The 24,328-nt window shown below is 62.0% G+C and carries 26 protein-coding genes and 2 tRNA genes; 22 read left to right on the top strand and 6 right to left on the bottom strand.

The features are described 5' to 3' along the window. Nucleotides 1-168: 168 nt before the first annotated feature. Complete coding sequence (locus LVD11_RS08985; RefSeq protein ID WP_237058132.1) at nt 169-546, top strand: DUF4345 family protein; 378 nt, start codon at nt 169-171, stop codon at nt 544-546. A 74-nt stretch (nt 547-620) separates the two neighbouring features. Here the strand turns inward: LVD11_RS08985 and LVD11_RS08980 are convergent, their stop codons facing one another. From LVD11_RS08980 to LVD11_RS08960, 5 genes are all read right to left on the bottom strand, one after another. Further along, nucleotides 621-1,433, bottom strand: coding sequence for a sterol desaturase family protein (locus LVD11_RS08980; protein ID WP_237058130.1), 813 nt, complete (start codon nt 1,431-1,433; stop codon nt 621-623). 148 nt (nt 1,434-1,581) lie between these two features. Continuing rightward, nucleotides 1,582-2,649 carry a helix-turn-helix transcriptional regulator gene (locus LVD11_RS08975; protein WP_237058122.1) on the bottom strand — a complete coding sequence of 356 codons (1,068 nt, stop codon included), beginning with the start codon at nt 2,647-2,649 and terminating at the stop codon, nt 1,582-1,584. Nucleotides 2,650-2,676: 27 nt separating this feature from the next. Beyond that, entirely contained in the window at nt 2,677-3,243 is a 567-nt protein-coding gene (locus tag LVD11_RS08970; RefSeq protein ID WP_439651280.1) for a lytic transglycosylase domain-containing protein, read from the bottom strand. A 124-nt stretch (nt 3,244-3,367) separates the two neighbouring features. Beyond that, a complete protein-coding gene (locus LVD11_RS08965) occupies nt 3,368-5,098 on the bottom strand; it encodes a proline--tRNA ligase (protein ID WP_237058120.1) in 1,731 nt (576 codons plus the stop codon). 182 nt (nt 5,099-5,280) lie between these two features. Further along, nucleotides 5,281-5,715 (bottom strand): HU family DNA-binding protein, encoded by a 435-nt coding sequence (locus LVD11_RS08960; protein ID WP_237058118.1) that lies wholly within the window; start codon nt 5,713-5,715, stop codon nt 5,281-5,283. A 280-nt stretch (nt 5,716-5,995) separates the two neighbouring features. Here LVD11_RS08960 and LVD11_RS08955 point away from each other — a divergent pair, with 280 nt between their 5' ends. The 18 genes from LVD11_RS08955 (at nt 5,996) to nadA (ending at nt 19,697) form a co-directional block, all read left to right on the top strand. After that, nucleotides 5,996-6,256 (top strand): FmdB family zinc ribbon protein, encoded by a 261-nt coding sequence (locus LVD11_RS08955; RefSeq protein ID WP_237058116.1) that lies wholly within the window; start codon nt 5,996-5,998, stop codon nt 6,254-6,256. A gap of 74 nt (nt 6,257-6,330) precedes the next feature. Next, nucleotides 6,331-8,112: an aspartate--tRNA ligase gene (aspS, locus tag LVD11_RS08950; RefSeq protein ID WP_237058114.1), complete on the top strand. Its 1,782-nt coding sequence runs from the start codon at nt 6,331-6,333 to the stop codon at nt 8,110-8,112. Nucleotides 8,113-8,185: 73 nt separating this feature from the next. Further along, complete coding sequence (locus LVD11_RS08945; protein ID WP_237058112.1) at nt 8,186-8,929, top strand: YebC/PmpR family DNA-binding transcriptional regulator; 744 nt, start codon at nt 8,186-8,188, stop codon at nt 8,927-8,929. A gap of 135 nt (nt 8,930-9,064) precedes the next feature. Beyond that, complete coding sequence (gene ruvC / locus LVD11_RS08940) at nt 9,065-9,595, top strand: crossover junction endodeoxyribonuclease RuvC (protein WP_237058110.1); 531 nt, start codon at nt 9,065-9,067, stop codon at nt 9,593-9,595. A 67-nt stretch (nt 9,596-9,662) separates the two neighbouring features. Further along, complete coding sequence (ruvA, locus tag LVD11_RS08935; RefSeq protein WP_237058108.1) at nt 9,663-10,274, top strand: Holliday junction branch migration protein RuvA; 612 nt, start codon at nt 9,663-9,665, stop codon at nt 10,272-10,274. A 61-nt stretch (nt 10,275-10,335) separates the two neighbouring features. Continuing rightward, nucleotides 10,336-11,358 carry a Holliday junction branch migration DNA helicase RuvB gene (gene ruvB / locus LVD11_RS08930; protein WP_237058106.1) on the top strand — a complete coding sequence of 341 codons (1,023 nt, stop codon included), beginning with the start codon at nt 10,336-10,338 and terminating at the stop codon, nt 11,356-11,358. 55 nt (nt 11,359-11,413) lie between these two features. Next, nucleotides 11,414-11,818, top strand: a complete 405-nt coding sequence (gene ybgC / locus LVD11_RS08925) for a tol-pal system-associated acyl-CoA thioesterase (protein ID WP_237058104.1) — start codon at nt 11,414-11,416, stop codon at nt 11,816-11,818. A 3-nt stretch (nt 11,819-11,821) separates the two neighbouring features. Continuing rightward, entirely contained in the window at nt 11,822-12,511 is a 690-nt protein-coding gene (tolQ, locus tag LVD11_RS08920) for a protein TolQ (protein ID WP_237058102.1), read from the top strand. An 18-nt stretch (nt 12,512-12,529) separates the two neighbouring features. Beyond that, the gene (gene tolR / locus LVD11_RS08915) at nt 12,530-12,961 is read left to right on the top strand and encodes a protein TolR (RefSeq protein WP_237058100.1); all 432 of its coding nucleotides are present in this window, start codon (nt 12,530-12,532) and stop codon (nt 12,959-12,961) included. Between the two features lie 20 nt (nt 12,962-12,981). Then, complete coding sequence (gene tolA / locus LVD11_RS08910; RefSeq protein WP_237058098.1) at nt 12,982-13,764, top strand: cell envelope integrity protein TolA; 783 nt, start codon at nt 12,982-12,984, stop codon at nt 13,762-13,764. Beyond that, nucleotides 13,761-15,056 carry a Tol-Pal system beta propeller repeat protein TolB gene (gene tolB, locus LVD11_RS08905; protein ID WP_237058096.1) on the top strand — a complete coding sequence of 432 codons (1,296 nt, stop codon included), beginning with the start codon at nt 13,761-13,763 and terminating at the stop codon, nt 15,054-15,056. The genes tolA and tolB overlap by 4 nt, the downstream gene beginning before the upstream one ends. A gap of 113 nt (nt 15,057-15,169) precedes the next feature. Beyond that, the gene (gene pal / locus LVD11_RS08900) at nt 15,170-15,652 is read left to right on the top strand and encodes a peptidoglycan-associated lipoprotein Pal (protein WP_237058094.1); all 483 of its coding nucleotides are present in this window, start codon (nt 15,170-15,172) and stop codon (nt 15,650-15,652) included. A 68-nt stretch (nt 15,653-15,720) separates the two neighbouring features. Further along, nucleotides 15,721-16,500, top strand: coding sequence for a tol-pal system protein YbgF (ybgF, locus tag LVD11_RS08895; RefSeq protein WP_237058092.1), 780 nt, complete (start codon nt 15,721-15,723; stop codon nt 16,498-16,500). Between the two features lie 182 nt (nt 16,501-16,682). Further along, nucleotides 16,683-17,342 (top strand): 7-carboxy-7-deazaguanine synthase QueE, encoded by a 660-nt coding sequence (gene queE, locus LVD11_RS08890; RefSeq protein ID WP_237058090.1) that lies wholly within the window; start codon nt 16,683-16,685, stop codon nt 17,340-17,342. Between the two features lie 58 nt (nt 17,343-17,400). Beyond that, nucleotides 17,401-18,081 (top strand): 7-cyano-7-deazaguanine synthase QueC, encoded by a 681-nt coding sequence (gene queC / locus LVD11_RS08885; protein WP_237058088.1) that lies wholly within the window; start codon nt 17,401-17,403, stop codon nt 18,079-18,081. 119 nt (nt 18,082-18,200) lie between these two features. After that, nucleotides 18,201-18,276: transfer RNA gene (locus LVD11_RS08880), tRNA-Lys, on the top strand. A gap of 126 nt (nt 18,277-18,402) precedes the next feature. After that, nucleotides 18,403-18,478, top strand: a tRNA-Lys gene (locus LVD11_RS08875). A gap of 169 nt (nt 18,479-18,647) precedes the next feature. Further along, nucleotides 18,648-19,697 (top strand): quinolinate synthase NadA, encoded by a 1,050-nt coding sequence (nadA, locus tag LVD11_RS08870; RefSeq protein WP_237058086.1) that lies wholly within the window; start codon nt 18,648-18,650, stop codon nt 19,695-19,697. A gap of 177 nt (nt 19,698-19,874) precedes the next feature. Here the strand turns inward: nadA and LVD11_RS08865 are convergent, their stop codons facing one another. Beyond that, on the bottom strand, nt 19,875-21,407 hold the full coding sequence (locus tag LVD11_RS08865; RefSeq protein WP_237058084.1) for a M48 family metalloprotease: 1,533 nt from the start codon (nt 21,405-21,407) through the stop codon (nt 19,875-19,877). A gap of 236 nt (nt 21,408-21,643) precedes the next feature. Here LVD11_RS08865 and LVD11_RS08860 point away from each other — a divergent pair, with 236 nt between their 5' ends. The 3 genes from LVD11_RS08860 (at nt 21,644) to LVD11_RS08850 (ending at nt 24,319) form a co-directional block, all read left to right on the top strand. Continuing rightward, a complete protein-coding gene (locus tag LVD11_RS08860) occupies nt 21,644-21,937 on the top strand; it encodes a sulfurtransferase TusA family protein (protein WP_237058081.1) in 294 nt (97 codons plus the stop codon). Between the two features lie 9 nt (nt 21,938-21,946). Continuing rightward, nucleotides 21,947-23,062 carry an AI-2E family transporter gene (locus LVD11_RS08855; RefSeq protein WP_237058079.1) on the top strand — a complete coding sequence of 372 codons (1,116 nt, stop codon included), beginning with the start codon at nt 21,947-21,949 and terminating at the stop codon, nt 23,060-23,062. Between the two features lie 153 nt (nt 23,063-23,215). Then, complete coding sequence (locus LVD11_RS08850; protein WP_237058077.1) at nt 23,216-24,319, top strand: phosphoribosylaminoimidazolesuccinocarboxamide synthase; 1,104 nt, start codon at nt 23,216-23,218, stop codon at nt 24,317-24,319. Nucleotides 24,320-24,328 lie beyond the last annotated feature (9 nt).

Genomic DNA, 24,328 nt, shown 5'->3' with positions numbered 1-24,328 from the left:
GTTCCGGCCGTGGCCGCCTGGCAGGTAAAGCCGCATCCGGTACGCAATTTTCATCGACGGGTGCTGAAAGCTGGCCCGTCGGGGGGTGGGGGGCCAAACTTTAAAGGGGCATATGGGCGAGCCGGTTTTAACAGGAGGCAGGCAGTGAAAAACAGTGGAACGATTTACTTGATTCTGAATGCTTTGGTATACGCCATCATCGGTGTGATGGCCTTTGCCAACCCCGGGGGGTTCGCCAAGACGATCGACTTTGCGTTGCTGGCGCCCTCAGCCATGCCGGAATTCCTGGCCACCTTTGGCGGCCTGATGCTGATGATTGCAGCGGCCACTGTGCTCGCCCTGGTCCTCCGGCGCCATCGCGCCACGGCGTTTCTCCTGCTCACCATGGCTTATGCCGGTTTTGGTGGCGGGCGACTGGTGGGCATGCTGGCGCACAGTGGTTTTGACTGGCGCAACGGAGTGTTCCTTGCCACCGAGGTGCTGCTGGTCCTCTGGGGAACTGCCTGCTACCTGCAGGAACGGGACAGGCGGCGCGCGGTAAACTGAGTTAAAAAAGCGCGGCACCGCAAGTGGTACCGCGCAAACTTGCGGAGTTTTTGCCGATCAGCCGCAATTCGGTGTCAGGTTGTCACCTGTAAACCTTTCCCATCATTCCCGCTCTCTGTGTCGCCGCTGGCGGCGCGGCGGAAAGCATCCTTGTAGTCCCTGAACTCCGTCCCCATCAGCCGATCCCACCAGGTGAAATAGAAGCCGTAATTACCCCGGAATTTCTGGTGGTGCAGGTCGTGGTGGGTGGTGGTGGTCATGAAGTCCAGCGGCCCGTCGACCCAGCCGCGCGGATGGAACTCGCAGCCGGCGTGCAGCATGGCATTGCGGAAGATCATCACGAAAATAAAGGCCAGCCATACCAGCACATGCAGCGGCAGAATTGTCAGTATCAGGGGGGAGAAGATGGCCATCAGCACACCCTCGCCCACAGAGAAACTGTAGGCGGCCCAGGGGGTAGGGGTGCGCGACAGGTGGTGCACGCGATGGAAATGCCGGAACAGCCTCGGGTGGTGCATGGTCCGGTGGGTCCAGTAGAAGTAGGTGTCATGGACCAGGATGACCACCGGCAGGCTGACGATTGCCCACCAGAGCGGATAGTCACCCCACTCCCAGTAGAGCTTAACCAGCCCCCAGTCGCGCAGAATGCTGGTGATAATGCCAACAGTGGCAAAGATCCCCAGGGTGAGCATGGAGAAACTGACCTCCCGGCGTATATCCCGCCAGTGGGCGCGGCGCTTCTGGATCCGCCGACGCTCCATCCAGCCCCGGAACAGCCAGCTTACTGACAGGCTCACCGCGGTGGCCGCCATCAGGTAACGAAACAGGTCGGTCCTGAAATGTGACAGCCACTGCTGTGCCATGTCCGACAGGAATGCCAGTTCCATGGTCTTACCCCTCTTATATTCGTTTTCATCCTGGGTTGCCTGCCGGGGCAAGCGCTCCCCACGGCACATGGCTACAGTCTGGGGCAGTTATGCCCGGCTGGCTTACGGAAAGCGAAAAACAGCTGACGGATTCCGGAAATACGGCGGTTCAGGCGGGCAGGTGGGTGCGCCGGTATTCAGTGGGGGTCTGGCTGTGGCGGCGCTTGAATGCCGCATTGAAGGGGCTCAGGGAGCGATAGCCGATATCCAGCGCGATAGTGAGAACCGGCAGGTGGGTCTGGTCGGGATCCGCCAGCCGGCTGCTGGCTTCGTCAATCCGGTACTGGTTGAGGAATTCGTTGAAATTTCGGTAGCCCAGGTGGCGATTGATCAGTGCCCGCAGGACATGTTCACGGGCGTCCAGCTGTTCTGCCAGCGCGCGGATGGTCAGGCCCGTCTCCCGGTAACCACCGGACTGCATATGGCTTTCCAGCCGCTCGGCCAGTATTCGCTGGCTGTCATCCATCCGGGGCGGCGGTGGAGCATTGGCCTCAGGAGCCCCTGCGGTCTCGCCGGCGGGAGGCAGGGATTCCGCCAGCGCACCTGGGGCCGGGGCCAGCAGCCACAGGCAGGCGGCCAGGGACAGCAGGCTGGCGAGTACCGCGTGCAAGGTTACGACCCCGGCGGGAGCGGGCTGGTAAGAAAACAGGAACTCCGCGCACACCACCAGCAACATGTAGCCACCGACAGTGATCATCAGCACCAGCCTCAGGTTGCGGCGCGCCTCCACCAGATCCGACTGGTACTGGCGCAGTAGGGTGGCGACCCCGGCGCCGAGCAGGCCCAGCTTGAGAGGCTGGGCAAGCAGGTAGGCGGCCCCGTCCAGTTGCGGCCAGTCGTTGCGCAGCACACTGCTGGCAGAGACGGTATTGACCAGGATATCCGTGCCGATCAGCAGCCATCCCCAGCGCGGGAAACGCTCGCTGTCGCAGCACAGGGCATGGGCAAACAGCCAGAAGGCGCCGGGTACCAGAATCGAGGGCCACACCACCGTAAAGCGCAGCAGCGGCGGTGCCTCCGGCAGGGTGTGGCGCAGCAGATAAAAGAAAACCCCGCAGACAACCACCAGCAGCCAGCGCCCGGCTGCCAGGTTGCGGTAATGGGTGGCGAGCTTGGAGGCAGCCAGCAGTAACAGGCTGCAGGCGGCACCGGTGAAAAAGACAAATGCCATATTCATTGGGTGCCCGCTCCGCTGCCGTTCATCTTAGCGCCAGCGCTCCGCCCAGGCGTCCAGCACTTTGCTGCTGTAGGTGTGCCGGCCATAACTGCCATTGTAGTAGGCCAGGGCATTGGCCAGGTTGCCCTTGGCCTTGCCGATGTAGTGCTTGAGGATGGTGCAGCCATAGCGCAGGTTGGTGTCCATGTCGATCAGGTTGTCGGTGGGGCTGCCGATCTCGTTTTTCCAGAATGGCATCACCTGCATCATGCCCTGGGCGCCCACCCGGGACACCGCGTAGGGGTTGAAGGCGCTCTCGATCTGGATCACGGCCAGTACGATCTCCGGGCTTAGCCCGGCCAGGGTGGCCTCCCGGTGGACAGCCTTGAGCACATACATGCGCTCGTCCGGGTCCTTGATATAGCGGGCCAGGGGCTGTGACTTGGCCATCAGCCATACCTCCGCGTCAAAGCGGTCGGCAAAGCTGTCCGCCTGGCCGATGGCATTGCGCAGGGCCTTGCGCTCCGCCGGCGCCAGCTCGGGGATCCGCATCTGCCCGTTGGCGCCGGCGGCGAAAACCAGGGCCAGGAGGGTAAAAAGCGTTGTTCTTATCATGGGAGGGGATTTTACGAGAAGGCGCGGGGAAAGGGCAGGGGCAAGTTCAGGGGGGCGCTGCCAGCCCGCTGATTAAGCCGGGCGGCCGGGAGCCTGTCAGCCCCCGGCCGCTGCCCTGGGGCGGTTAACCGCCCAGTTTTTCCAGCAGGACCTCGACCAGCTGGGACTCGGCGAAGTCCTGGCTTTCAGCGTCGCGGCGGCCCTTGTATTCCACCACGCCTTTTTCCAGGCCGCGGTCACCCACCACGATGCGGTGCGGAATTCCCATCAGCTCGACATCGGCCAGCATTGCCCCGAGACGCGCCTTGGGTTCGTCCATCAGCAGTACATCGATGCCGGCCTCGCGCAGGGTTTCGTAGAGGTGGTCGCACTTCTCCCGCACCAGCTCGCTCTTGTGCATGTTGATGGGCACGATTGCCAGCTGGAAGGGCGCAATGGCTTCCGGCCAGATGATGCCGGCATTGTCGTGGTTCTGCTCGATGGCGGCGGCAACGATGCGCGAAACGCCGATACCGTAGCAGCCCATGGCCATGGTCTGTTCCTTGCCGTTCTCGTCCAGCACGGTGGCATTCATCGCGCGGCTGTACTTGTCGCCCAGCTGGAAGATGTGGCCAACCTCGATACCGCGCTTGATCTCCAGGGTGCCTTTGCCGTCCGGGCTGGCATCGCCGGCTACGACGTTACGCAGGTCCTCGACCCGCGCCAGCGGCACATCGCGCTCCCAGTTGACGCCAGTCAGATGGTAGTCGTCGCGGTTGGCGCCGCAGGTGAAGTCGGCCAGGTGCGCAGCGGCGCGGTCCACGATGACCTCGATTCCCAGTCCCACCGGTCCCAGTGAGCCGATACCGCAGCCCAGCTCGGCGCTGATGCGTTCCTCGGGGGCGAATTGCAGCGGGCTGGCGACTCCGGCCAGTTTTTCCGCCTTGAGCTCGTTCAGCTCGTGGTCGCCGCGCAATATGAGGGCCACCAATGGGGCGGTTTCCCCGTCTTCGGCAGCCTCACCGAGTACGATCAGGGTCTTGACCGAGTGGGCCGGATCACTGTCCAGGAACTGGCTGACTGCATCGATGGTCTTCTGGCCCGGGGTGTGTACCTCAGTCATGTCGGCCGTGGGGGCCGGGCGCTCCCCGGCAGGGGCCACGGCTTCGGCCAGTTCCACGTTGGCGGCGTAGCGGCTGTCAGTAGAGAAGGCGATGTCGTCCTCGCCGCTCTCGGCCAGTACATGGAATTCATGTGAGCTGGAGCCGCCGATGGCGCCGGTATCCGCCAGCACCGGCCGGTAGTCCAGGCCAATGCGGTCGAAGATACGGCAGTAGGCGCCGTGCATGATGTCGTAGGTTTCCTGTAGTGAGTCCGCACCCAGGTGGAAGGAGTAGGCATCCTTCATGGTGAATTCGCGGGCGCGCATCACGCCGAACCGCGGGCGGATCTCGTCGCGGAACTTGGTCTGTACCTGGTAGAAATTGGCCGGCAGCTGCTTGTAGCTGCTGATCTCGTTGCGGATCAGGTCGGTGATCACTTCCTCATGCGTCGGGCCCAGGCAGAAGGGGTTGTGGTGGCGGTCCTCGACCCGCAGCAGCTCCGGTCCGTACTGTTGCCAGCGGCCGGATTCCTCCCACAGTTCTGCCGGCTGGACCACCGGCATCAGCACCTCCAGGGCGCCGGCCCGGTCCATTTCCTCGCGTACGATACGCTCCACCTTGCGCAGTACGCGCAGTCCGGTGGGCAGCCAGGTATACAGTCCCGAGGACAGGCGCCGGATCATGCCCGCGCGCAGCATCAGCTGGTGGCTGATGACCACGGCGTCATTCGGGGTTTCTTTCTGGGTGGCGATCAGGTAGCGGGATGCGCGCATAAATCGAGTCTTGTCCGGTTGGTGTTGCTTATGTTGGGTTACGTACTCAGGGGGCAGGTATTTTACGCCGGGGTGGGCTGGGGATGGTAGGGCCGTACGGGGGCAATTTCGCTATACCGGGCCGGGGCCAGAGACAGAAAACCCCGCCGGGGGCGGGGTCTGGCATCCGGAATCGGCGGGAATTACTTCTCGGCCATTTCCTTCAGCTTCTTCAGCGGCCGTACCTTGACGGTGGTGCTGGCCGGCTTGGCCTTGAACACGGTTTCCTCGCCGGTGAAGGGGTTGATACCCTTGCGGGCCTTCTTGGCCGGCTTCTTCACGGTGGTGATCTTCATCAGGCCGGGCAAAGCGAATTCGCCCACGGCGCGCTTCTTGATATGCCCCTCGATGATGTCGGACAGTTCGTCCATGACGGACTGGACCTGCTTGCGGCTCAGCTCGGTGTTCTCGGCGATCTGGTTCAGGATCTGGGTCTTGGTGTACTTCTCCTTGATCGCTGTAACCTTCTTGGCCTTCGGGGCAGCTTTCTTGGCCGGAGCCTTCTTAGCCGCGGTTTTCTTCGCTGCGGTCTTCTTAGCGGGTGCTTTCTTGGCTGTGGCTTTCTTGCGTGCGGCCATGAGTAGCTTCCTTTTGAGTTGTGTTTTTCCGATAAAAATGTGTTCGTACAGCGTGGTACTGCCTCGAAGTATATATAGTTTTTTTTCACGCGCACGGGGTTAAGCGGGAAAAATAGTGCTTTTTTTCACGATTTTGGCCCCCGGACCGCTGCGCCGTGCTCCTTTTGGTGGCCCGTTGCGCCCTGCATGGAAAGGCTGGCACAGGTGGCCGCTGCCTGCTTCTTCCCTCGCGGGGGGTAATGTATAATCTGCGCCCCTTAATGTATCGGGTACTGAATCCATGCCGATTTACGAATATCAGTGCAGTGCCTGCGGTCACCAGATGGAGGCCCTGCAGCGTATCAGTGATGCGCCCCTGACCGACTGCCCCGAGTGCAACAAGGCCGAACTCCGCAAGAAGATCTCGGCCGCCGGCTTCCGCCTCAAGGGTGGCGGCTGGTACGAAACCGACTTCAAGACCGGAAGCAAGAAGAACCTGGCCGGGGATGCGGCCAAGCCCAGGGCGGACAAGCCCGCCGGGGACAAGGCCAAGGCCAGCTGAGAGCGGCCGGGCCGGAGCCAATCGGGCGGCGCCTGCCGCCCAGCCAATCACTATCGACAACGGGAATAGTATTCATGCGCAGCGACTACTGTGGCGGCCTTCGTTCTGCGGACATTGACCGCGAAGTTACCCTGTGCGGCTGGGTTGACCGCCGCCGTGATCACGGTGGTGTGATCTTCATCGACCTGCGCGACCGCGACGGGATCGCCCAGGTGGTGTTTGACCCGGATGCGGCCGAGCACTTCGAGCTGGCCGACCGCGTGCGCAGTGAGTATGTCCTGAAGGTGACCGGCCGCGTGCGCGCCCGGGCGCCGGAAGCGGTAAACCCGAACATGGCCACCGGTGAAATCGAGGTCTACGGCACTGCCCTGGAGATCCTGAACACGGCAGAAACCGTGCCCTTCCAGCTGGATGAGCACACTGATGTCGGTGAGGACGTGCGTCTCAAGTTCCGCTACCTGGACCTGCGTCGCCGCGAGATGCAGCACAACCTGCGGTTCCGCTCCAGGCTGACCACTGCTATCCGCAATTACCTGGATGGCGAGGCTTTCCTGGACATCGAGACCCCGATCCTGACCCGTGCGACACCGGAGGGCGCCCGTGATTACCTGGTGCCGAGCCGCACCCACGAGGGCAAGTTTTTCGCCCTGCCGCAGTCGCCGCAGCTGTTCAAGCAGCTGCTGATGGTTTCGGGCTTCGACCGCTATTACCAGATCGCCAAGTGTTTCCGCGATGAGGACCTGCGGGCGGACCGCCAGCCGGAATTTACCCAGATTGATATCGAGACCGCCTTTCTCGGCGAAGACGCCATCATGGCCATTACCGAGGGCATGGTGCGCAGCCTGTTCAGTGAGCTGAAGGGCGTGGAGCTGGGCGAGTTCCCGCGCATGAGTTACTACGAGGCCATGCTGCGCTTCGGTTCCGACAAGCCGGACCTGCGCATTCCGCTGGAGATGGTCGAGATCAAGGACCTGATGGCCGAAGTGGAGTTCAAGGTCTTCTCCGGCCCGGCCAACGATCCCAAGGGGCGCGTTGCGGCCCTGAAGGTGCCGGGCGGTAACGATAAGCTGACCCGCAAGCAGATTGACGACTACGGCAAGTTCGTGGGTATATACGGCGCCAAGGGCCTCGCCTACATCAAGGTCAACGACAAGGATGACCTCGAGGGCGGCCTGCAGTCACCGATTACCAAGTTCCTGCCCATTGAAACCCGTGCAGCGATCCTGGAGCGCATGCAGGCCGAGAGCGGTGACCTGATTTTCTTCGGCGCCGACAAGGCCAAGGTCGTCTCAGAGGCGCTGGGTGCGCTGCGTTGCAAGCTGGGCGAGGACCTGGATCTTTACACCGCCGAGTGGGCACCGCTGTGGGTGGTGGATTTCCCCATGTTCGAGGAAGAGGACGATGGCAGCCTGACTTCGCTGCACCATCCGTTCACCGCGCCCTCCTGCTCGCCGGAAGAACTGGAGAAAAACCCGCTGGAGGCGCTGTCGCGGGCCTATGACATGGTGCTTAACGGCACCGAGCTGGGCGGTGGCTCGATCCGTATCCACAACCAGGACATGCAGCAGGCGGTGTTCCGCACCCTGGGAATTGACGAGCGCGAACAGCGTGAGAAGTTCGGCTTCCTGCTCGACGCACTCAAGTATGGTGCGCCGCCCCACGGTGGCCTGGCCTTCGGCCTCGACCGCCTGGTGATGCTGATGACCGACAGCGACTCGATCCGCGACGTGATTGCTTTCCCGAAGACCCAGAGCGCGTCCTGCGTGATGACCGATGCTCCGGGCACCGTGGATTCACGGCAGCTCCGCGAACTCAATATCCGCCTGCGCCAGAAAAAGGAAGAGCAGGTCAGCTAAGCGGACGGAATCAATACAAGAGTAAGGCGGGTGCCTGCATTCCAGGCGCCCGCGCAACTACCGGAGGTTACAGATGGCTGGACACAGTAAATGGGCCAATATCAAGCACCGCAAAGCGGCCCAGGATGCCAAGCGCGGCAAGGTTTTCACCAAGATCATCCGCGAGTTGACCGTCGCCGCGAAGAGCGGTCCCAACCCGGATGACAACCCGGCCCTGCGCACCGCCATCGACAAGGCGCTGGGTGCCAACATGAAAAAGGACACCATCGACAAGGCGGTTGCACGCGGTGCCGGCAATGCCGAGGGGGACAACTACGAGGCGGTGACCTACGAGGGTTACGGTGTCGGTGGTGTCGCCATCCTGGTGGAGTGCCTCACCGACAACCGCAATCGCACCGTTGCCGAGGTGCGTCACGCCTTTACCAAGCGTGGCGGCAACCTGGGGACTGACGGCTCGGTGGCCTACCTCTTTACGCGCAAGGGGCAGATGTACTACGAGCCCGGCACCGACGAGGATGCCCTGATGGAAGCGGCCCTGGAGGCCGGCGCCGAGGACATCGAGACCAACGATGACGGCAGTATCGAGCTCACTACCGAGTTCCAGGACTATATGCCGGTAAAAGATGCGCTGACCGAGGCTGGCTTCAAGCCGGACGGTGCGGAGATCTCCATGATTCCCTCCACCACCATTCCGCTGGAAAAGGATGGTGCGGAAAAAGTGCTGGCGCTGGTGGATATGCTGGAAGACCTGGATGACGTGCAGAATGTCTACACCAATGCCGATATCCCCGAAGAGGTGATGGCAGAGCTCGGCTGAGCCGGGTTGGCGGGGGCAGGCCCCGCCGGCGGGCCGCGAGGCCCGCCCCCCCCTTCCTCCCTTGACGCTCCCCGTCCGCCTTGGGACACTTCTTACCTTTCGCCGTTACTATATAAACATACAGGAAGGCGCCCTTTGACCCGAATCCTGGGGATCGACCCCGGCTCGCGCAAGACCGGATACGGCCTGATCGACGTTGAGCGCGGCAAGGCCCGCTACGTGGCCAGTGGCGTGATCCGCCTGCCGGCGGCCGAGTTGCCCGAGCGCCTCAAGCTAATCTTCGACGCCGTGAGCCAGATTGCGGGCCAGTACCGGCCTACGCAAATGGCGATCGAGAATGTGTTTATGGCCAAGAGCGCGGGTTCCGCCCTGAAGCTGGGGCAGGCCCGCGGCGCCGCTATCGTGGCGGCTACCCATGCCGACCTGCCGGTGGCGGAGTATGAGGCGCGCAAGGTCAAGCAGGCGATTGTGGGCAGTGGTGCGGCGGACAAGCTGCAGGTGCAGCACATGGTGAAGACGCTGCTGTCGCTGCCAGCCGCACCACAGGAAGACGCCGCCGATGCCCTGGCTGTGGCCCTGTGCCATATGCACACCATGCAGACACTGGTGCATACCGCCGGCCGCGGCCGCGGCCGTTTCCGTCGCGGGCGCCTGACGGTTTCGTAGCAGATTCGGGCCGCCCGTGGCCGCGCAATAAACAAAGAAGTAAAACCAGACAGAGAACCGGATAACAATGATCGGAAGACTGAGCGGCAGCCTCGCCGTGGTACAGCCGCCACAGCTGCTGGTGGACGTGCAGGGGGTCGGCTATGAAGTGCTGGCCCCAATGACCACCATCTTTGAATTGCCCCCTGTGGGCCAGCCGGTAGTGCTGCATACCCACCTGGCGGTTTCCGAGACCGCGCAGCAACTGTATGGCTTTATTCGCGAGGCGGATCGCAGCCTGTTCCGTACCCTGATCAAGGTCAGCGGTGTGGGCCCCAAAATGGCGCTGGCGATCCTCTCCGGTCTCGACGGCGCGGCCCTTGCCCGCTGTGTCTCGGAGGACAATGTAGCGGCGCTGGTGAAAGTGCCGGGGGTGGGCAGGAAGACCGCCGAGCGCCTGATTATTGAGTTGCGCGACAAGCTGGCGCCCCAGTTTGGTGACAGCAATGATATCCCGCTGATGGCCGCCTCGGCAGGGCCGCAGGTGGATCATGCCGGGGAGGCCGAGAGTGCCCTGGCCGCCCTGGGCTACAAGCCCACCGAGGCCAGCAAAATGGTGGCCCGGGCTGCGAAGGAGCAGCCCGGGGCCGACAGTGCGACCCTGATCCGCCTGGCCCTGAAAAGCATGGCACCGGCATAGCCGGCGCCACACCACTGTCGAGCAGGAGCGGCTTTCGGCCGCGCAACCCGGTGAGTAAATTATGATCGAAGCTGATCGCCTTATTGCCCCTGAGCCCATCGGCCCCTCCGGTCAGGAGGAGCAGCACGACCGTGCTGTGCGGCCCAAGAGCCTTGCGGATTATGTGGGCCAACCCGTGGTGCGTGAGCAGATGGAGATCTTTATCCAGGCCGCGCGGCTGCGCGGTGATGCCCTCGACCACACGCTGGTGTTCGGCCCGCCGGGCCTCGGCAAGACCACCCTGGCCAACATTATCGCCACTGAAATGGGCGTTGCCATCAAGACCACCTCGGGCCCCGTGCTGGAGAAGGCAGGCGACCTGGCGGCCCTGATGACAAACCTGGAGCCGGGGGATGTCCTGTTTATCGATGAGATCCACAGGCTCAGTCCCCACGTGGAGGAGGTGCTGTACCCGGCCATGGAGGACTACCAGCTCGATATCATGATCGGCGAGGGGCCGGCCGCGCGCTCCATCAAGCTGGACCTGCCGCCGTTCACGCTGGTTGGCGCCACCACCCGCGCGGGGCTACTGACCTCACCGCTGCGGGACCGTTTTGGCATTGTGCAGCGCCTGGAGTTTTACAGCGTCGAGGACCTCACCAGCATCGTGCGTCGTTCCGCTGGGCTGATGGGGGTGGAAATGGACGAGGGCGGGGCCCTCGAGGTCGCGCGCCGTGCCCGCGGCACCCCGCGTATCGCCAACCGGCTGTTGCGGCGTGTACGGGACTTTGCCGAGGTGAAGGGGGATGGCATGGTGGACACCGGTATCGCTGACCGGGCGCTGAATATGCTTAACGTGGACGTGCGCGGCTTTGACCAGCTGGACCGGCGCGTACTGCTCACCATGATGGAAAAGTTCGATGGTGGCCCGGTGGGGGTGGACAGCCTTGCCGCGGCGGTCAGTGAAGAGCGTGATACCATCGAGGACGTTCTGGAACCGTACCTGATCCAGCAGGGCTATCTTGCCCGCACGCCGCGCGGCCGTGTGGTCACAGCCCTGGCTTACGAGCACTTCGGCATCCCGAAACCGGACCGGATGGGCTGACCCGCGCATCCGGACAGGCGGCCACTGGCCGCGAGCAGAGATAACAAGGACCCCTGTGGCAGAAGTTTTCAGTATCCCCTTGCGTGTCTACATCGAGGATACCGACGCGGGCGGAATCGTGTATTACGTCAATTATCTGAAGTATATGGAGCGCGCGCGCACAGAATTCATGCGTTCGCTCGGTTATGATAAGCCCGCCATGCCGCAGCAGGGGCTCCTGCTGGTGGTGCATTCGGCGGAAATCCAGTACCGGCGCTCGGCGCTGCTGGATGACGCATTGCGGGTCACGGCGGCGATTGGCAAACTTGGGCGCGCGGCAGTGACATTTGAACAAAAAATCTGGCGCGATGATGAAATTATCTGTGAGGGTGTGGTCAAAGTCGCCTGCGTTGCAGATGGCAGCCGCAGGCCCTGCGCGCTTCCCGAATCTATCCATACAGCATTGAAGGCAGTGAACTAAGACATGAACGCCGGTGAACAACTTTCCCTGTGGGGGCTGATACAGAACGCCAGTCTGCTGGTGCAGTTGGTGATGTTGCTACTGCTGCTGGCCTCGGTGATTTCCTGGGTCATGATCATCCAGCGTGGGCTCTACCTGACCCGGGCCAAGAAGGGGATGACCAACTTCGAGCGCCGTTTCTGGTCCGGCGCCGACCTGAACCAGTTGTTCCGCGAGGGCAATGCGCGGGCCGAGAAAGGCAAGGTAGACGGCGTCGAATCCCTGTTTCGCGCCGGCTTCACCGAGTTCACCCGCCTGCGCCAGCAGGGCCGGAGTAGTCCTGAGGCTGTGATGGAGGGCACGGAGCGGGCCATGCGTGTGGCCATGTCCCGTGAGCAGGAAAAGGTGGAGATGAACCTGCCGTTCCTGGCTTCCGTTGGCTCGGTGAGTCCCTATATCGGGCTGTTTGGCACCGTCTGGGGCATCATGAACTCTTTCCGTGGCCTGGCGACCATGCACCAGGCCACCATTGCCACAGTGGCGCCTGGTATCAGTGAGGCGCTGGTGGCCACCGCCATGGGCCTGTTTGCCGCTATCCCGGCGGTCATGGCCTACAACCGCTACTCCGCCAAGGCGGAGTGGTTGCTGTCCAGCTATGAGACTTTCGCCGAGGAATTCTCCTCGATCCTGCACCGCAAAGTGCACTCCAGCTAACGCGAGCGGACGATTGTCATGAGTGTTTTTCGCAAGGGCGGCAAGCGCAAACTGGTGTCAGAAATCAACGTCGTACCCTATATCGACGTGATGCTGGTGCTGCTTATCGTCTTTATGGTCACAGCGCCCTTGCTGATGCAGGGCGTCAAGGTCGACCTGCCCGACGCGCCCTCGGCGCCGATCGACGATACCGACGACGAGCCCCTGATCGTGTCCGTGCGCGCGGATGGTACCTACTACCTCAACCTGGGTGACGATGAGAAAGTCGCCAAACCGATGGACGAGATCCGGGAAACTGTCGCCAAGGTTTTGCGTCAAAAGCCCAAGACACCGGTATTGGTGTGGGGTGATACGGATGCCAAGTACGGCCTGATCGTCGGTGCCATGACCCAGCTGCAGGCGGCCGGTGCGCCCAGCGTGGGCCTGGTCACCGAGCCGCCGGCGGAATAGGGGTGGCGTGAGCGAGCATTATGAATAACGCCAGCTCCTATATCCTGCCCGTGGTCGCCAGCCTGGCCTTCCACGGCCTGCTGATCGCCGTGCTGACGCTGGGCTGGGAGGCTTCGAGCGAGCCCGAGAAGCGGCAAATGCCAAAGTTTGTGCAGGCCAAGTTGGTTACCGTTGAGGCCACAGTCAAGCAGAAGAAGGCCCCGCCAAAGGTAGATATACGCGAGAAGCGCCGCCAGCAGGAATTGCAGCGCCAGCGCGAGGCGGAAGCCGAGCGCGAGCGCCGCGCCGCTCTGGAGAGAAAGAAGAAACAAGAGGCCGAGAAGAAGCGTAAGGCCGAGGCCGAGCGCAAGCGCAAGGCCGCCGAGGAAAAGGCCCGCAAGGAAAAAGAGCGCAAGGAGCGCGAGCGCAAAGAGCAGCTCGAGCAGGAGCGCAAGAGCGCATTCGAGGAGGCGCTGGAAGAAGAGGAAGAGTTACTGGATGCACGCGAGGATGCCCAGGCGGTGATGTCCGTGGCACAGGCGATCCAGCAGCGGATCGAGTCGGTCTGGAGCCGCCCGCCGAGCGCGCGCAACGGTATGTTGACGGTGGTCAAGATCAACTTTGTCCCCACCGGCCGCGTTGTCGCGGCGAACATCGTAGAAGGTAGTGGTAATGCCGCGCTTGACCGCTCGGTGCTTACGGCCATCCGCCGGGTTGAGACATTCCCGGAAGTGGCGGACCTGGCCCGCAAGGAGCCGGCGGTGTTTGAGCGTGAAGTACGAACAACCCTATTGAATTTCCGAGTCGAAGATCTGCGCCAATGATAAAGAACCTACTGAAGCTCGTATCTGTACTCGTCGTCGCCTCGCTCAGCCTGAGCGCGCGGGCCCAGCTGGTGGTGGATATCACCAGCGGTATCGACGACCCCACGCCCATCGCCGTGGCTCCCTTCGCTTTTACCGGTACCGGGGTACTGTCGGAGGATGTCTCGGATATCATTTCCGCCGACCTGCGCCGCAGTGGCCTGTTTGCGCCGGTGCCCAAGGAGGACATGCTGTCATTCCCCAAGGCGCCGGATGAAGTAATTTTCCGGGATTGGCGAATCCTGGGAACTGAATACGTCGTTACCGGTCGTATAGAGCCCCAGGCAAGCGGCTACCTGTTGACCTTCGACCTGGTGAACATCTTTGGACGGCAGACCATGTTCACCAAGCAGGTCAGTGGCGGCAGTCGCCAGCTGCGGGATATTGCCCACCGCGCGGCAGACGAGATCTATGAGGCGATTACCGGGATCCGGGGCGCCTTCTCCACGGAGATGATCTACGTGCAGGAGGAACGGCGCGGTGGCCGGCCCAGCTATTCGCTGGTCAGGTCGGACATCGACGGTGCGCGCCCGAAAGTGATTCGTCGCTTCAGCGAGCCGGTGATGTCTCCGATGTGGTCACCGGATGGCCAGGAAGTGGCCTATGTATCGTTCGAAACCGGGCGGCCGGCGATTTTCCGTGAAAACCTGCGTACCGGTGCGCGCCAGCAGTTGACCAACTTCAAGGGGATCAACAGCTCGCCCACCTGGTCGCCGGACGGGAGCAAGCTGGCAATGGTGCTGTCGAAGGACGGTAATCCGGAGATTTATGTGCTGGATCTGCGCAGTGGCAAGTTCACCCGTTTGACCCGACACTTCTCCATCGATACCGAGCCGAACTGGATGCCGGATGGTAAATCACTGGTTTTCACCTCAGATAGGGGAGGTAAACCACAAATTTACCAATTGACCCTTGCCACCGGTCAAGTAGACCGCTTAACCTTCGATGGCGACTACAACGCGAGGCCGCGGGTCTCTCCCGACGGTAAGACGCTGGTGATGGTCCATCGGAGCAGGGGGGTGTTCACTATTGCCACGATGGATATCGTTTCCGGCAGGATGCGAGTCCTCACGGAAACGCGTCTGGATGAGTCCCCCAGCATTGCCCCCAACGGTGCCATGCTGATGTACGCCACCAAGCGTGGGGACAAAGGTATTCTGGCTGCGGTTTCGCTGGATGCCGGGGTGAAGTACAGGCTGCCCTCTCGTAGCGGGGATGTACGCGAACCGGCCTGGTCGCCCTATTTCGACTGATTGGGGCCTGCCCGACGCGCTGTTTGTGACTGGCGTATCGGTCGCAGTTGTAAAAAATAGACAAAATCTGAACCTTGTGGATTTCTCGATAACACTTAAAAGCGGAGTTGCTTATGTTTAAATCAGTAAAAACTGGTCTTGGCCTGGCTTGCGTTCTGGCTGTAATGGCTGGCTGTTCCAGCACCGACACCGACGACACTGCCCAGCAGCAGATGGTAGAACAGCCCACCGAGCCGGTTGTTGACACCGCGCCGGAGCCGGAAACCGCAGTGCCGCTGGACAACGTTGTCTACTTCGACTTTGACGAGTCCCTGCTGAAGCCGGAAACCCGCGAGCTGCTGATTGCCCACGCTGACCGCCTGCGTGACAGCGCCCAGAACGTTCGTCTGGAAGGTCACGCCGACGAGCTGGGTACCCGTGAATACAACCTGGCCCTGGGTGAGCGTCGTGCCAACGCCGTTCGTGACTTCCTGGTACTGCAGGGTGTCGATGCCGCTTCCCTGGAAGTGATCAGCTACGGTGAGGAGCGTCCGGCTGTTCCGGGTTCCAACGAGAGCGCCCGCGCCCAGAACCGTCGTGTAGTAATCGTTAAGTAATTGCCTATATTGCGATGAACTTTACGACTCGATTTTCTCTCAAGAAAGTCGCGATTGCCGCAGCCATAATGGCTGCGGCTTCGCCCGTTTTTTCGCAGGCGCCGATTGTCGAGCTGGGTAACGACAGCGGCAACGCGGCGCCCGCCTATGAGCAGGATTCCACTTACGCAGACGCGCGAACTGCGCGCGCGCCGGTTTCCGCTCGCCCCCGCGCCCAGGGTAATCCCCAGGCCGACGCTTACTATCAAATGCAGGTCCTGCAGCAGGAAGTGGCGGAATTGCGGGGGGCTGTGGAAGAGCTGCGCCACGAGGTCAAGCGCCTCAAACAGCAGCGCACCGAAGACTATATGGACCTGGACCGCCGCATAGCGCGCCTGTCCGGGGCCGCCCCGGCAGACCAGCCGCCGGCCGGTGACGACGCTGCTGCGCTATCCGGCAGCGCCGGTGGGGCGGTGGGCACAGGTGGCCCGGATGCCAGTGATGATGAGCGTGAGCGCTACCAGTCCAGTTTCGGGCTCGCCCGCGAGGGCGATTTCGCCGCAGCCAGCACCGAGTTCAAGAAGCTCCTGGAAGAGTACCCCAACGGCAAGTACGCGCCGAATGCCAATTACTGGCTGGGTGAGATAGCGCTGGTGCAGGGTAACCTGGAAGAGGCGCGGGAGTGGTTTACCGCGTTGCTGGATGGCTACCCTGAATCCAATAAAGTGTGGGACGGCCGATACAAGCTGGGTACGGTGTACCACCAGCTGGGTGACAACCAGAAGGCCAGGGAGCTCCTGGAGCAGGTAGCCGCAAGCGATGCCCGCGCTGCCAAGCTGGCGAAGAAATACCTGGAGCAAAACCTCTGATTGCCGCCCGGACCAGTTTCCAGGCTGAGCTCCCGGAAAGCTGATCGCTGGTTTTTTGACCATAAAAGCTCTATGATTCCGCGCCCGGACGGCCTGCCGCCCGGGCGTTTCTTATTTTATGGGCCGGTAAATTGCTGTTAGCCACTGGAGTCCCGGTGGCGCCGGTCTACAGACGAGAGAATATGACTGATCTTTCCCAAGAGTCACTGCGGATCAGCGAGATCTTTTACTCCCTGCAGGGTGAGGCCCGTGACGCCGGGCTGCCAACCGTGTTTGTACGACTCACCGGCTGCCCGCTGCGCTGCACCTACTGCGATTCGGAATACGCCTTCTATGGCGGTGAGCGCATGAGCCTGGCAGATATCCTGCAGAAGGTTCAGGAGTACCCGGCACGGTATGTCTGTGTCACCGGTGGCGAGCCGCTGGCCCAGCCGAACTGCCTGCCGCTGCTGACCGCACTGTGCGATGCCGGCTACAGGGTATCGCTGGAGACCAGCGGGGCCATGCCCGTGGAGGATGTGGATGCTCGCGTATCCCGGGTCGTGGACCTCAAGACCCCGGCTTCCGGCGAGCAACACCGCAACCGCATGGCCAATATCGACGCCCTCACCAATGACGATCAGGTCAAGTTCGTGATCTGTGATCGCGCGGATTACGACTGGGCCAGGTTCACCCTGGACCAGTACCGGCTCCCGGAGCGGGTCGGCGAGGTGCTCTTCTCACCGAGTTACGAGCAGTTGCCGGCACGGCAGCTGGCGGAGTGGATCCTGGAGGATGGCCTGCCGGTGCGCATGCAGCTACAGCTGCATAAAATTCTGTGGGGAGATATCCCGGGCGTCTGATCCGGTCGCTGGTGGTCGGTCTGGCAATGGAAACTTTCGGATGGGAAGAGAGGTTAAGATGACAGCGAAGAAAGCGGTAGTGCTGCTGTCCGGGGGATTGGATTCGGCCACGGTACTGGCCATGGCTCGCGAGGAGGGCTATGAGTGCTATGCCCTGGGCTTTGACTACGGCCAGCGGCACCAGGCGGAGTTGCTGGCCGCGAAGCGGGTCGCTGCTGACCTGGGTGCCCGCGAGCACAAGGTGGTGTCCCTGGACCTGCGGACGATAGGCGGTTCAGCGCTGACCGATGACGGTATCGATGTGCCTGAGGAGCAAACCGGGGGCATCCCGGTGACCTATGTCCCGGCGCGCAACACTGTATTCCTGTCGATCGCGCTCGGCTGGGCGGAAGTGCTGGGCGCCCGGGATATCTTTGTCGGGGTCAACGCGGTGGACTATTCGGGCTATCCTGACTGCCGGCCGGAATATATCGAGGCTTTCGAGAAGATGGCCAACCTGGCCACCCGCGCAGGGGTCGAGGGCAATCACCTGAGTATCCGGGCGCCGCTGATGAATATGAGCAAGGCGGATATCGTCAGGGTCGGAACCGGGCTGGGAGTCGACTACAGTTTAACTGTGTCCTGTTACCAGGCGCAGCCTGACGGCACTGCCTGCGGCCGCTGCGACAGTTGCCGCCTGCGGGCCGCCGGTTTTGCCGAGGCGGGGCTGGACGACCCCACGGTCTATGCCGGGACCTGACCGGAAAATGGCGGGGGGAGGGCGTAAGCCGTTCAATTCTCTACATTTTTTTTCTGCCAGGTATTGTGTTTCGGAAATAGATCAGTAAGATACGCAGCTCCTCACATTGAGGCATTTAAGGGTCGTTAGCTCAGTTGGTAGAGCAGTTGGCTTTTAACCAATTGGTCGCTGGTTCGAATCCAGCACGACCCACCATATTTTCGAAGGGCCGCCTGCAGGCGGCCTTTTTTATTGCCCGCCTGGCGCCTGTTAGCGGTCGCAGGGCGCGGTGATAAAGATTTGTTTTTTGGTAACAGATCAGTAAGATACGCACCACTTTCGGGGTCGTTAGCTCAGTTGGTAGAGCAGTTGGCTTTTAACCAATTGGTCGCTGGTTCGAATCCAGCACGACCCACCATCTTTCCAGAGGGCTGCCGCAGGGCGGCCCTTTGTGTATCTGCCCCTGTATGATGGCCTGTGAGCCGCCGCCGGACACGGTGCAGCATACGTTAAAATGGATTTGCGCAGTCGGAAGGCCCGGCTGCAGCGCGCTATAATGCGCGGTTTATCGCCGCCCGAAGGTGTCTATGAGTCAGAAACCCCAGACTATCGATTCGCGTTCCCTGGTCCAGGCGCACCTGGCGGAACCCGCCGTACACCAGTACAGCGAAGAAGAGCTGGAGCTGTGGCGCGAGCGTATCAAGCGCCTGCTGAAAGAGCAGAATGCAGTGCTGGTGGCGCACTACTACACCGACCCCCTGATCCAGGCGCTCGCCGAGGAGACCGGCGGCTGTGTGTCCGATTCCCTGGAAATGGCCCGCTTCGGCGCCGAGCACCAGGCGGATACGCTGATTGTCGCGGGGGTCAAGTTCATGGGTGAGACCGCCAAGATCCTCACGCCCAACAAGCGGGTGTTGATGCCGACCCTGGAGGCCACCTGTTCCCTCGACCTCGGTTGTCCCCCGGAAGAGTTCGCCGCTTTCTGTGATGCCCATCCGGACCGGACTGTGGTGGTCTATGCCAATACTTCCGCCGCGGTAAAGGCCCGTGCGGACTGGGTGGTGACTTCCAGTATCGCCCTCGATGTGGTCGAGTACCTGGACGAGCGGGGAGAGAAGATCCTGTGGGCGCCTGACAAGCACCTGGGCAGCTACGTGCAGCGTGAGACCGGTGCCGACGTGCTGTTGTGGAATGGCTCGTGCATCGTGCACGAGGAGTTCAAGGCCAAGGGGGTGGCGGACCTGAAGGCGCTCTACCCGGATGCGGTGGTGCTGGTGCATCCGGAGTCGCCGGCGGCCGTAGTGGAGCTGGCGGACGTGGTGGGCTCGACCTCGCAGATTATCAATGCGGCCCGCACGCGCCCCGAGAAGCGCTTTATCGTCGCCACGGACCAGGGCATTTTCTACAAGATGCAGAAGGAGTGCCCGGACAAGGAGCTGATCGTAGCCCCCACCGCGGGCGCCGGTGCTACCTGCCGCAGCTGCGCCAACTGCCCGTGGATGGCGATGAATTCGCTGGAAAACCTGTGCGGGGTGCTGGAACGCGGCGACAACGAGATACTTGTGGACCCCGAACTCGGCAAGCGCGCCATGAAGCCCCTGCAGCGCATGCTCGACTTCCGTAAGCCCCTCGACTAAGGGTCAGGCACTGTCCTCCCCGGGACCGGCATGCGCCGGGTAAGCCGCAATCGCCCGCTCTGGCGGAGCGGCTGAGGGCCCCAAAAAGCGAATGAATCCCTCCCGGTGACTTGCTGCCTGTGAATCCGGCTGTGCCACGCACGGCGCGGCCGATTTCGGTGGCCCCGTTGAGCGGCCTCAGAGTTCCTTGGCTTTCTGTTGCATGGCCACCACATCCTTGAAGCGCTGTTCCAGGATGGCATGGGTCTGGTAGTTATTCTTGGCCAGGCGCATGCCGTGGCGCAGGTGCTGCAGCGCCTTGTCGAAGACCCCGTTGAGGATGTAATACTCGGCGCGGGCCTCGTGGACGCCGACGATGTCGCCCGCAAGCCCGTGGGTTTCTGCGAGCAGGTACCAGACTGACGGGTCCTTCTTGCGGGTGCGGCTGTGTTTTTCCAGGATGCGCTCTGCGGCCAGGTAGTTGCCGGCCTTGAAGTGCGCATTGGCGAGGCCCATGGTCAGGGCGTGGTCACCCGGATTGCGTTCCAGGGCGTTGTCGAGGCGCCGGATGGCGCTGTCGTATGCATGGCGGGTCACATCGATGTCGGCCCGGGCAAGTACAAACGCCGCCTTGTGCGGCTCGCGGTCCAGCAGCGGTTGCAGGGTCTCGAGGGCGTTGTCCGGCTTGCCCGCAGCGGTCTGGGCAAGGGCCAGGCCGTAACGTGCCGCGTCCTCATTGTCATTGACGCCGCGCAACTCTGCCTGGAAGCGCTTCACCGCCTGTTGCGGTGTGGCCTCTGCCGCCACGCGGATACGGGCACGCATCAGGTGATATTCGCGATTGTCATTGGGGCGGGTATCCGGCATCCGGCTGGCCCGTAGCTTTGCGTCTGCAATCCGTTTTTCGGTCACCGGGTGGGTGAGCAGGAATTCCGGTGGGCGCCGGTAGTAGCGGGTTGCCTTGAGCATCTGCTCGAACATTTCCCCGGCCGCCTCCGGGTCCATGCCCGCTTTGGCCAGGGTCTCGATACCCACGCGGTCTGCTTCCTGTTCATTCTGGCGCGAGAAGCGCAGCTGGCTGTCCAGTGCTGCGGCCTGGGTTGCGGTCATGGCCGCCAGGCCGGCATCGCCCCCTGCGGTTGCCGCCAGTACCAGCGCACCGAGCATGCCTGCCAGTGTGGGCAGGGTGCTATTGCGCTTGGCTTCCAGGGTGCGGGCGTAGTGTCGCTGGCTGAGGTGCGCCAGCTCGTGTGCCAGGACCGAGGCAAACTGGTCCTCGTTCTCGGCAAACAGGAACAGGCCGGTGTGCACACCAACGACGCCGCCCGGGACGGCAAAGGCGTTCATGGTCTCGTTCTTGACCACTACCACGTCCAGCGACTTGTCTTCCAGGGGGGCGTGCTCCGCCAGGTCCTGCAGGGTGTTCTCTACATACTGCTGCAATAGCGCGTCATTTGAGGTGCGAACCTGGCTGCGGAACATGCGCAGCCACATCTGGCCCAGCTCCTTCTCCCGCGCCCGGGAAACCACGCCGCTGCTGGCATCGCCGAGCTGCGGCAGGCGAATCCCGTCGTCGTCCTGCGCGGTGGCGGCCAGGGGCGCGCTGCCCAGCGCCAGGCCCAGTCCCAGCGGTGCCACCAGCGCACAGAGCCGGCGCCAGAGCGAGCGTGGTGCAGTCCGGCCGCACCTGGAGGATCGGGATCGGTACTGGGGGAGGGGAAACTCGGTCATGAATGGATACTGCCCGCTTGATTGCGCCTCATACGGTTCCAACTCTATACGCAAGTCGGTTGAACTGTCGAGGTTTTGACCAGTCAGACGATGAATGGTTCGCGTTTCCGCTATAAATGACCGACCGGTTGCCGGCGCAGGCCGGTGGCTGCGGATCTGCCGGGCGTGACCGAGCAGCGATTTCCGTGGGGAAAGCGCGTTATACTGCGCCCCCTGGTAATGAGGGTTAGAGGGTGATGAACGCAGGCAGCGCGTGCGAATACAGCCTGGATGGCGAGCAGTCGGTGGTCGTGGATGGTCGCGGCCTGCCGTGCCCGCAGCCGTTGCTGGCCATGCGCCGCGCACTGCGGGAGCAGCCGGCGGGGGCACTGCTGTGTGTGCTTGCCACAGACCCTGGCTCCTGGCGCGATTTCCATAGTTTTGCCGAATTGAGCGGTCGCGGACTCCTGAAAGCCGAGCAGCGGCAGGGAGAGTTCCACTACTGGCTGCGGGCCGGTGCGCTGGCTGCCGGGAAGCCGAACAGGATATAAAGAGATTTTATGCTGAGCATCGTACGCAACTGGGTAAACCGCTACTTCAGCCAGGAGGAGGTTGTCCTGCTGGTCCTGTTGTTGGTGGGCGCCATGGTGGTGCTGGCGACGCTGGGCCAGGTCCTGGCTCCGGTGCTGGCGGCGCTGATCATCGCCTTCCTGATGCAGGGCATGGTCCAGCGACTCAAGTCATGGGGCGCGCCGCACTGGGCCGCGGTCACTACCGCCTGCATGGTACTGGTGGGGATTATCGCGGCGCTCGGTTTTATCGTCCTGCCGATAATCTGGCGCCAGCTGGTGCGCCTGTTTTCCGAGCTGCCCAACATGGTGGAGCAGGGGCAGCAGTTGTTGCTGTTGCTGCCGGAGCGCTTCCCGACCCTTGTCTCGGCGGCGCAAATCCAGGAAATCTTCAACACCCTCGGCAGTGAGCTGGGTACCTTCGGCCAGACCCTGTTGACCTTCTCGATCGCGAACCTGCCGATCCTGGCCGGAATCCTGATTTACGCGGTGGTGGTACCGATCCTGGTGTTTTTTTTCCTCATGGATTCTGACCGACTGATCAACTGGTGTGCTTCATTCCTCCCCAGTCACCGCCCAATGTTGCGCCAGATCTGGTACGAAATGAACGACCAGGTCGCCAATTATGTGCGCGGCAAGGTAATTGAGATCGGTATTGTCGCTGTGGTCAGCTATATCGCCTTCCTGGCGCTGGGTGTCAACTACGCACTTCTGCTGGCGGTAGCGGTGGGCCTGAGCGTTCTGATCCCCTATATCGGCGCTGCAGTAGTGACCATCCCGGTGGCGGCAATCGGCCTGTTCCAGTGGGGGCTCAGCAGCGAGTTCCTTTACCTGATGCTGGCCTACGGCATTATCCAGCTGCTCGACGGCAATGTGCTGGTGCCGCTGTTGTTCTCAGAGGCGGTCAACCTCCACCCGGTGGCGATCATCATGGCGGTGTTGGTGTTCGGGGGCATTTGGGGCTTCTGGGGGGTCTTCTTTGCGATTCCCCTGGCCACCCTGGCCAAGGCGATCATGAATGCCTGGCCTACCACCGAGCACCAGGCGGAATGGCAGGCGAGGGAAGAGGCTGAAGAAGGGGAAGAGACCACCGATACGGTGGAGTAACCCTGCATTTTGCAGGGAGTTAACCTGGTCTCTGCTGCCTACCATTTGTGGCATGAAAAGACGCTTGCATAGTGTAAAGCTGTGCGCGGCGCGGACTTTTGCTAGAATGCCGCGCTTCATTTTTCCCTCCCGCACAGGTAATAGGAAAGAGCCATGAGCCTTGCTGATAAAGTACTGGCGGTCAACGATGATCTGCCGATCCGCACCGACAAACCCGTCCACAGTGGCAAGGTCCGCTCGGTTTACTGGCTGACTGAAGAGGACAGCCGCCGCCTGATCGAGGAAAAGGGGTACCCGGTGGCGCCGGATGCCCCGCTGGCGGTAATGGTGATCTCCGACCGGATCTCCGCCTTCGATTGTATCTGGACGGGCGAAGGTGGCATGCGTGGCGTGCCGGGCAAGGGCGCGGCGCTGAACGCGATTTCCAACCACTGGTTCCGGCTGTTCAAGGAAAACGGCCTGGCCGACAGTCATATCCTCGATATCCCGCACCCGCTGGTGTGGATCGTACAGAAGGCGCGCCCGGTCATGATCGAGGCCATTGCGCGCCAGTACATCACCGGCTCCATGTGGCGTGCCTACGCCAGGGGTGAGCGTGAGTTCTGTGGTATCGAGATCCCGGACGGCCTGCAGAAAGACCAGAAGCTGCCGGAACTGCTGATCACACCCTCCACCAAGGGCGTCCTCAAGGGCATCCCCGGGGTTCCAGAGGCGGATGATGTAAACATCACCCGCAAGAATATCGAAGACAATGTCGAGGCGTTCAATTTCCGCAGCGCAGAGGATATCGACCTCTACGAAAAACTGCTGAAAGAGGGCTTCGATGTGATCTCCGCCGAGCTGGCCAAGCTCGACCAGATTTTTGTCGATACCAAGTTCGAGTTCGGCTACGTGAACGACGCCGATGGCAAGGAAAAGCTGATCTACATGGATGAGGTGGGCACTCCCGACTCCTCGCGCATCTGGGACGGTGAGCAGTATCGCCAGGGCAAGATCGTGGAAAACTCCAAGGAAGGCTTCCGCCAGGCGCTGCTGGACTATTTCCCGGACCCGGATATCCTGCTGAACAAAGACCGCATGGACGAGCGCCAGGCGCTCGCACGTGACAACGAGCTGCCGGAGGCCATGCTGATGGATGTCTCCGCCACTTACGTGGGTATTGCCGAGAAAATTATCGGCAAGGAGCTGGAGCTGTCCGACAATCCGCGGGCAGAGCTGATCGATATCCTGCGCGACCAGTATGGCCTGGTCGATTGATCCGGGCTG

Origin of the sequence: Microbulbifer sediminum, assembly GCF_021729035.1 — a bacterium.
Classification (GTDB): Bacteria; Pseudomonadota; Gammaproteobacteria; order Pseudomonadales; family Cellvibrionaceae; genus Microbulbifer; species Microbulbifer sediminum.
The sequence above is the reverse complement of the archived record's forward strand: the minus strand, read 5'-3'. Positions and strand labels throughout refer to the sequence as shown.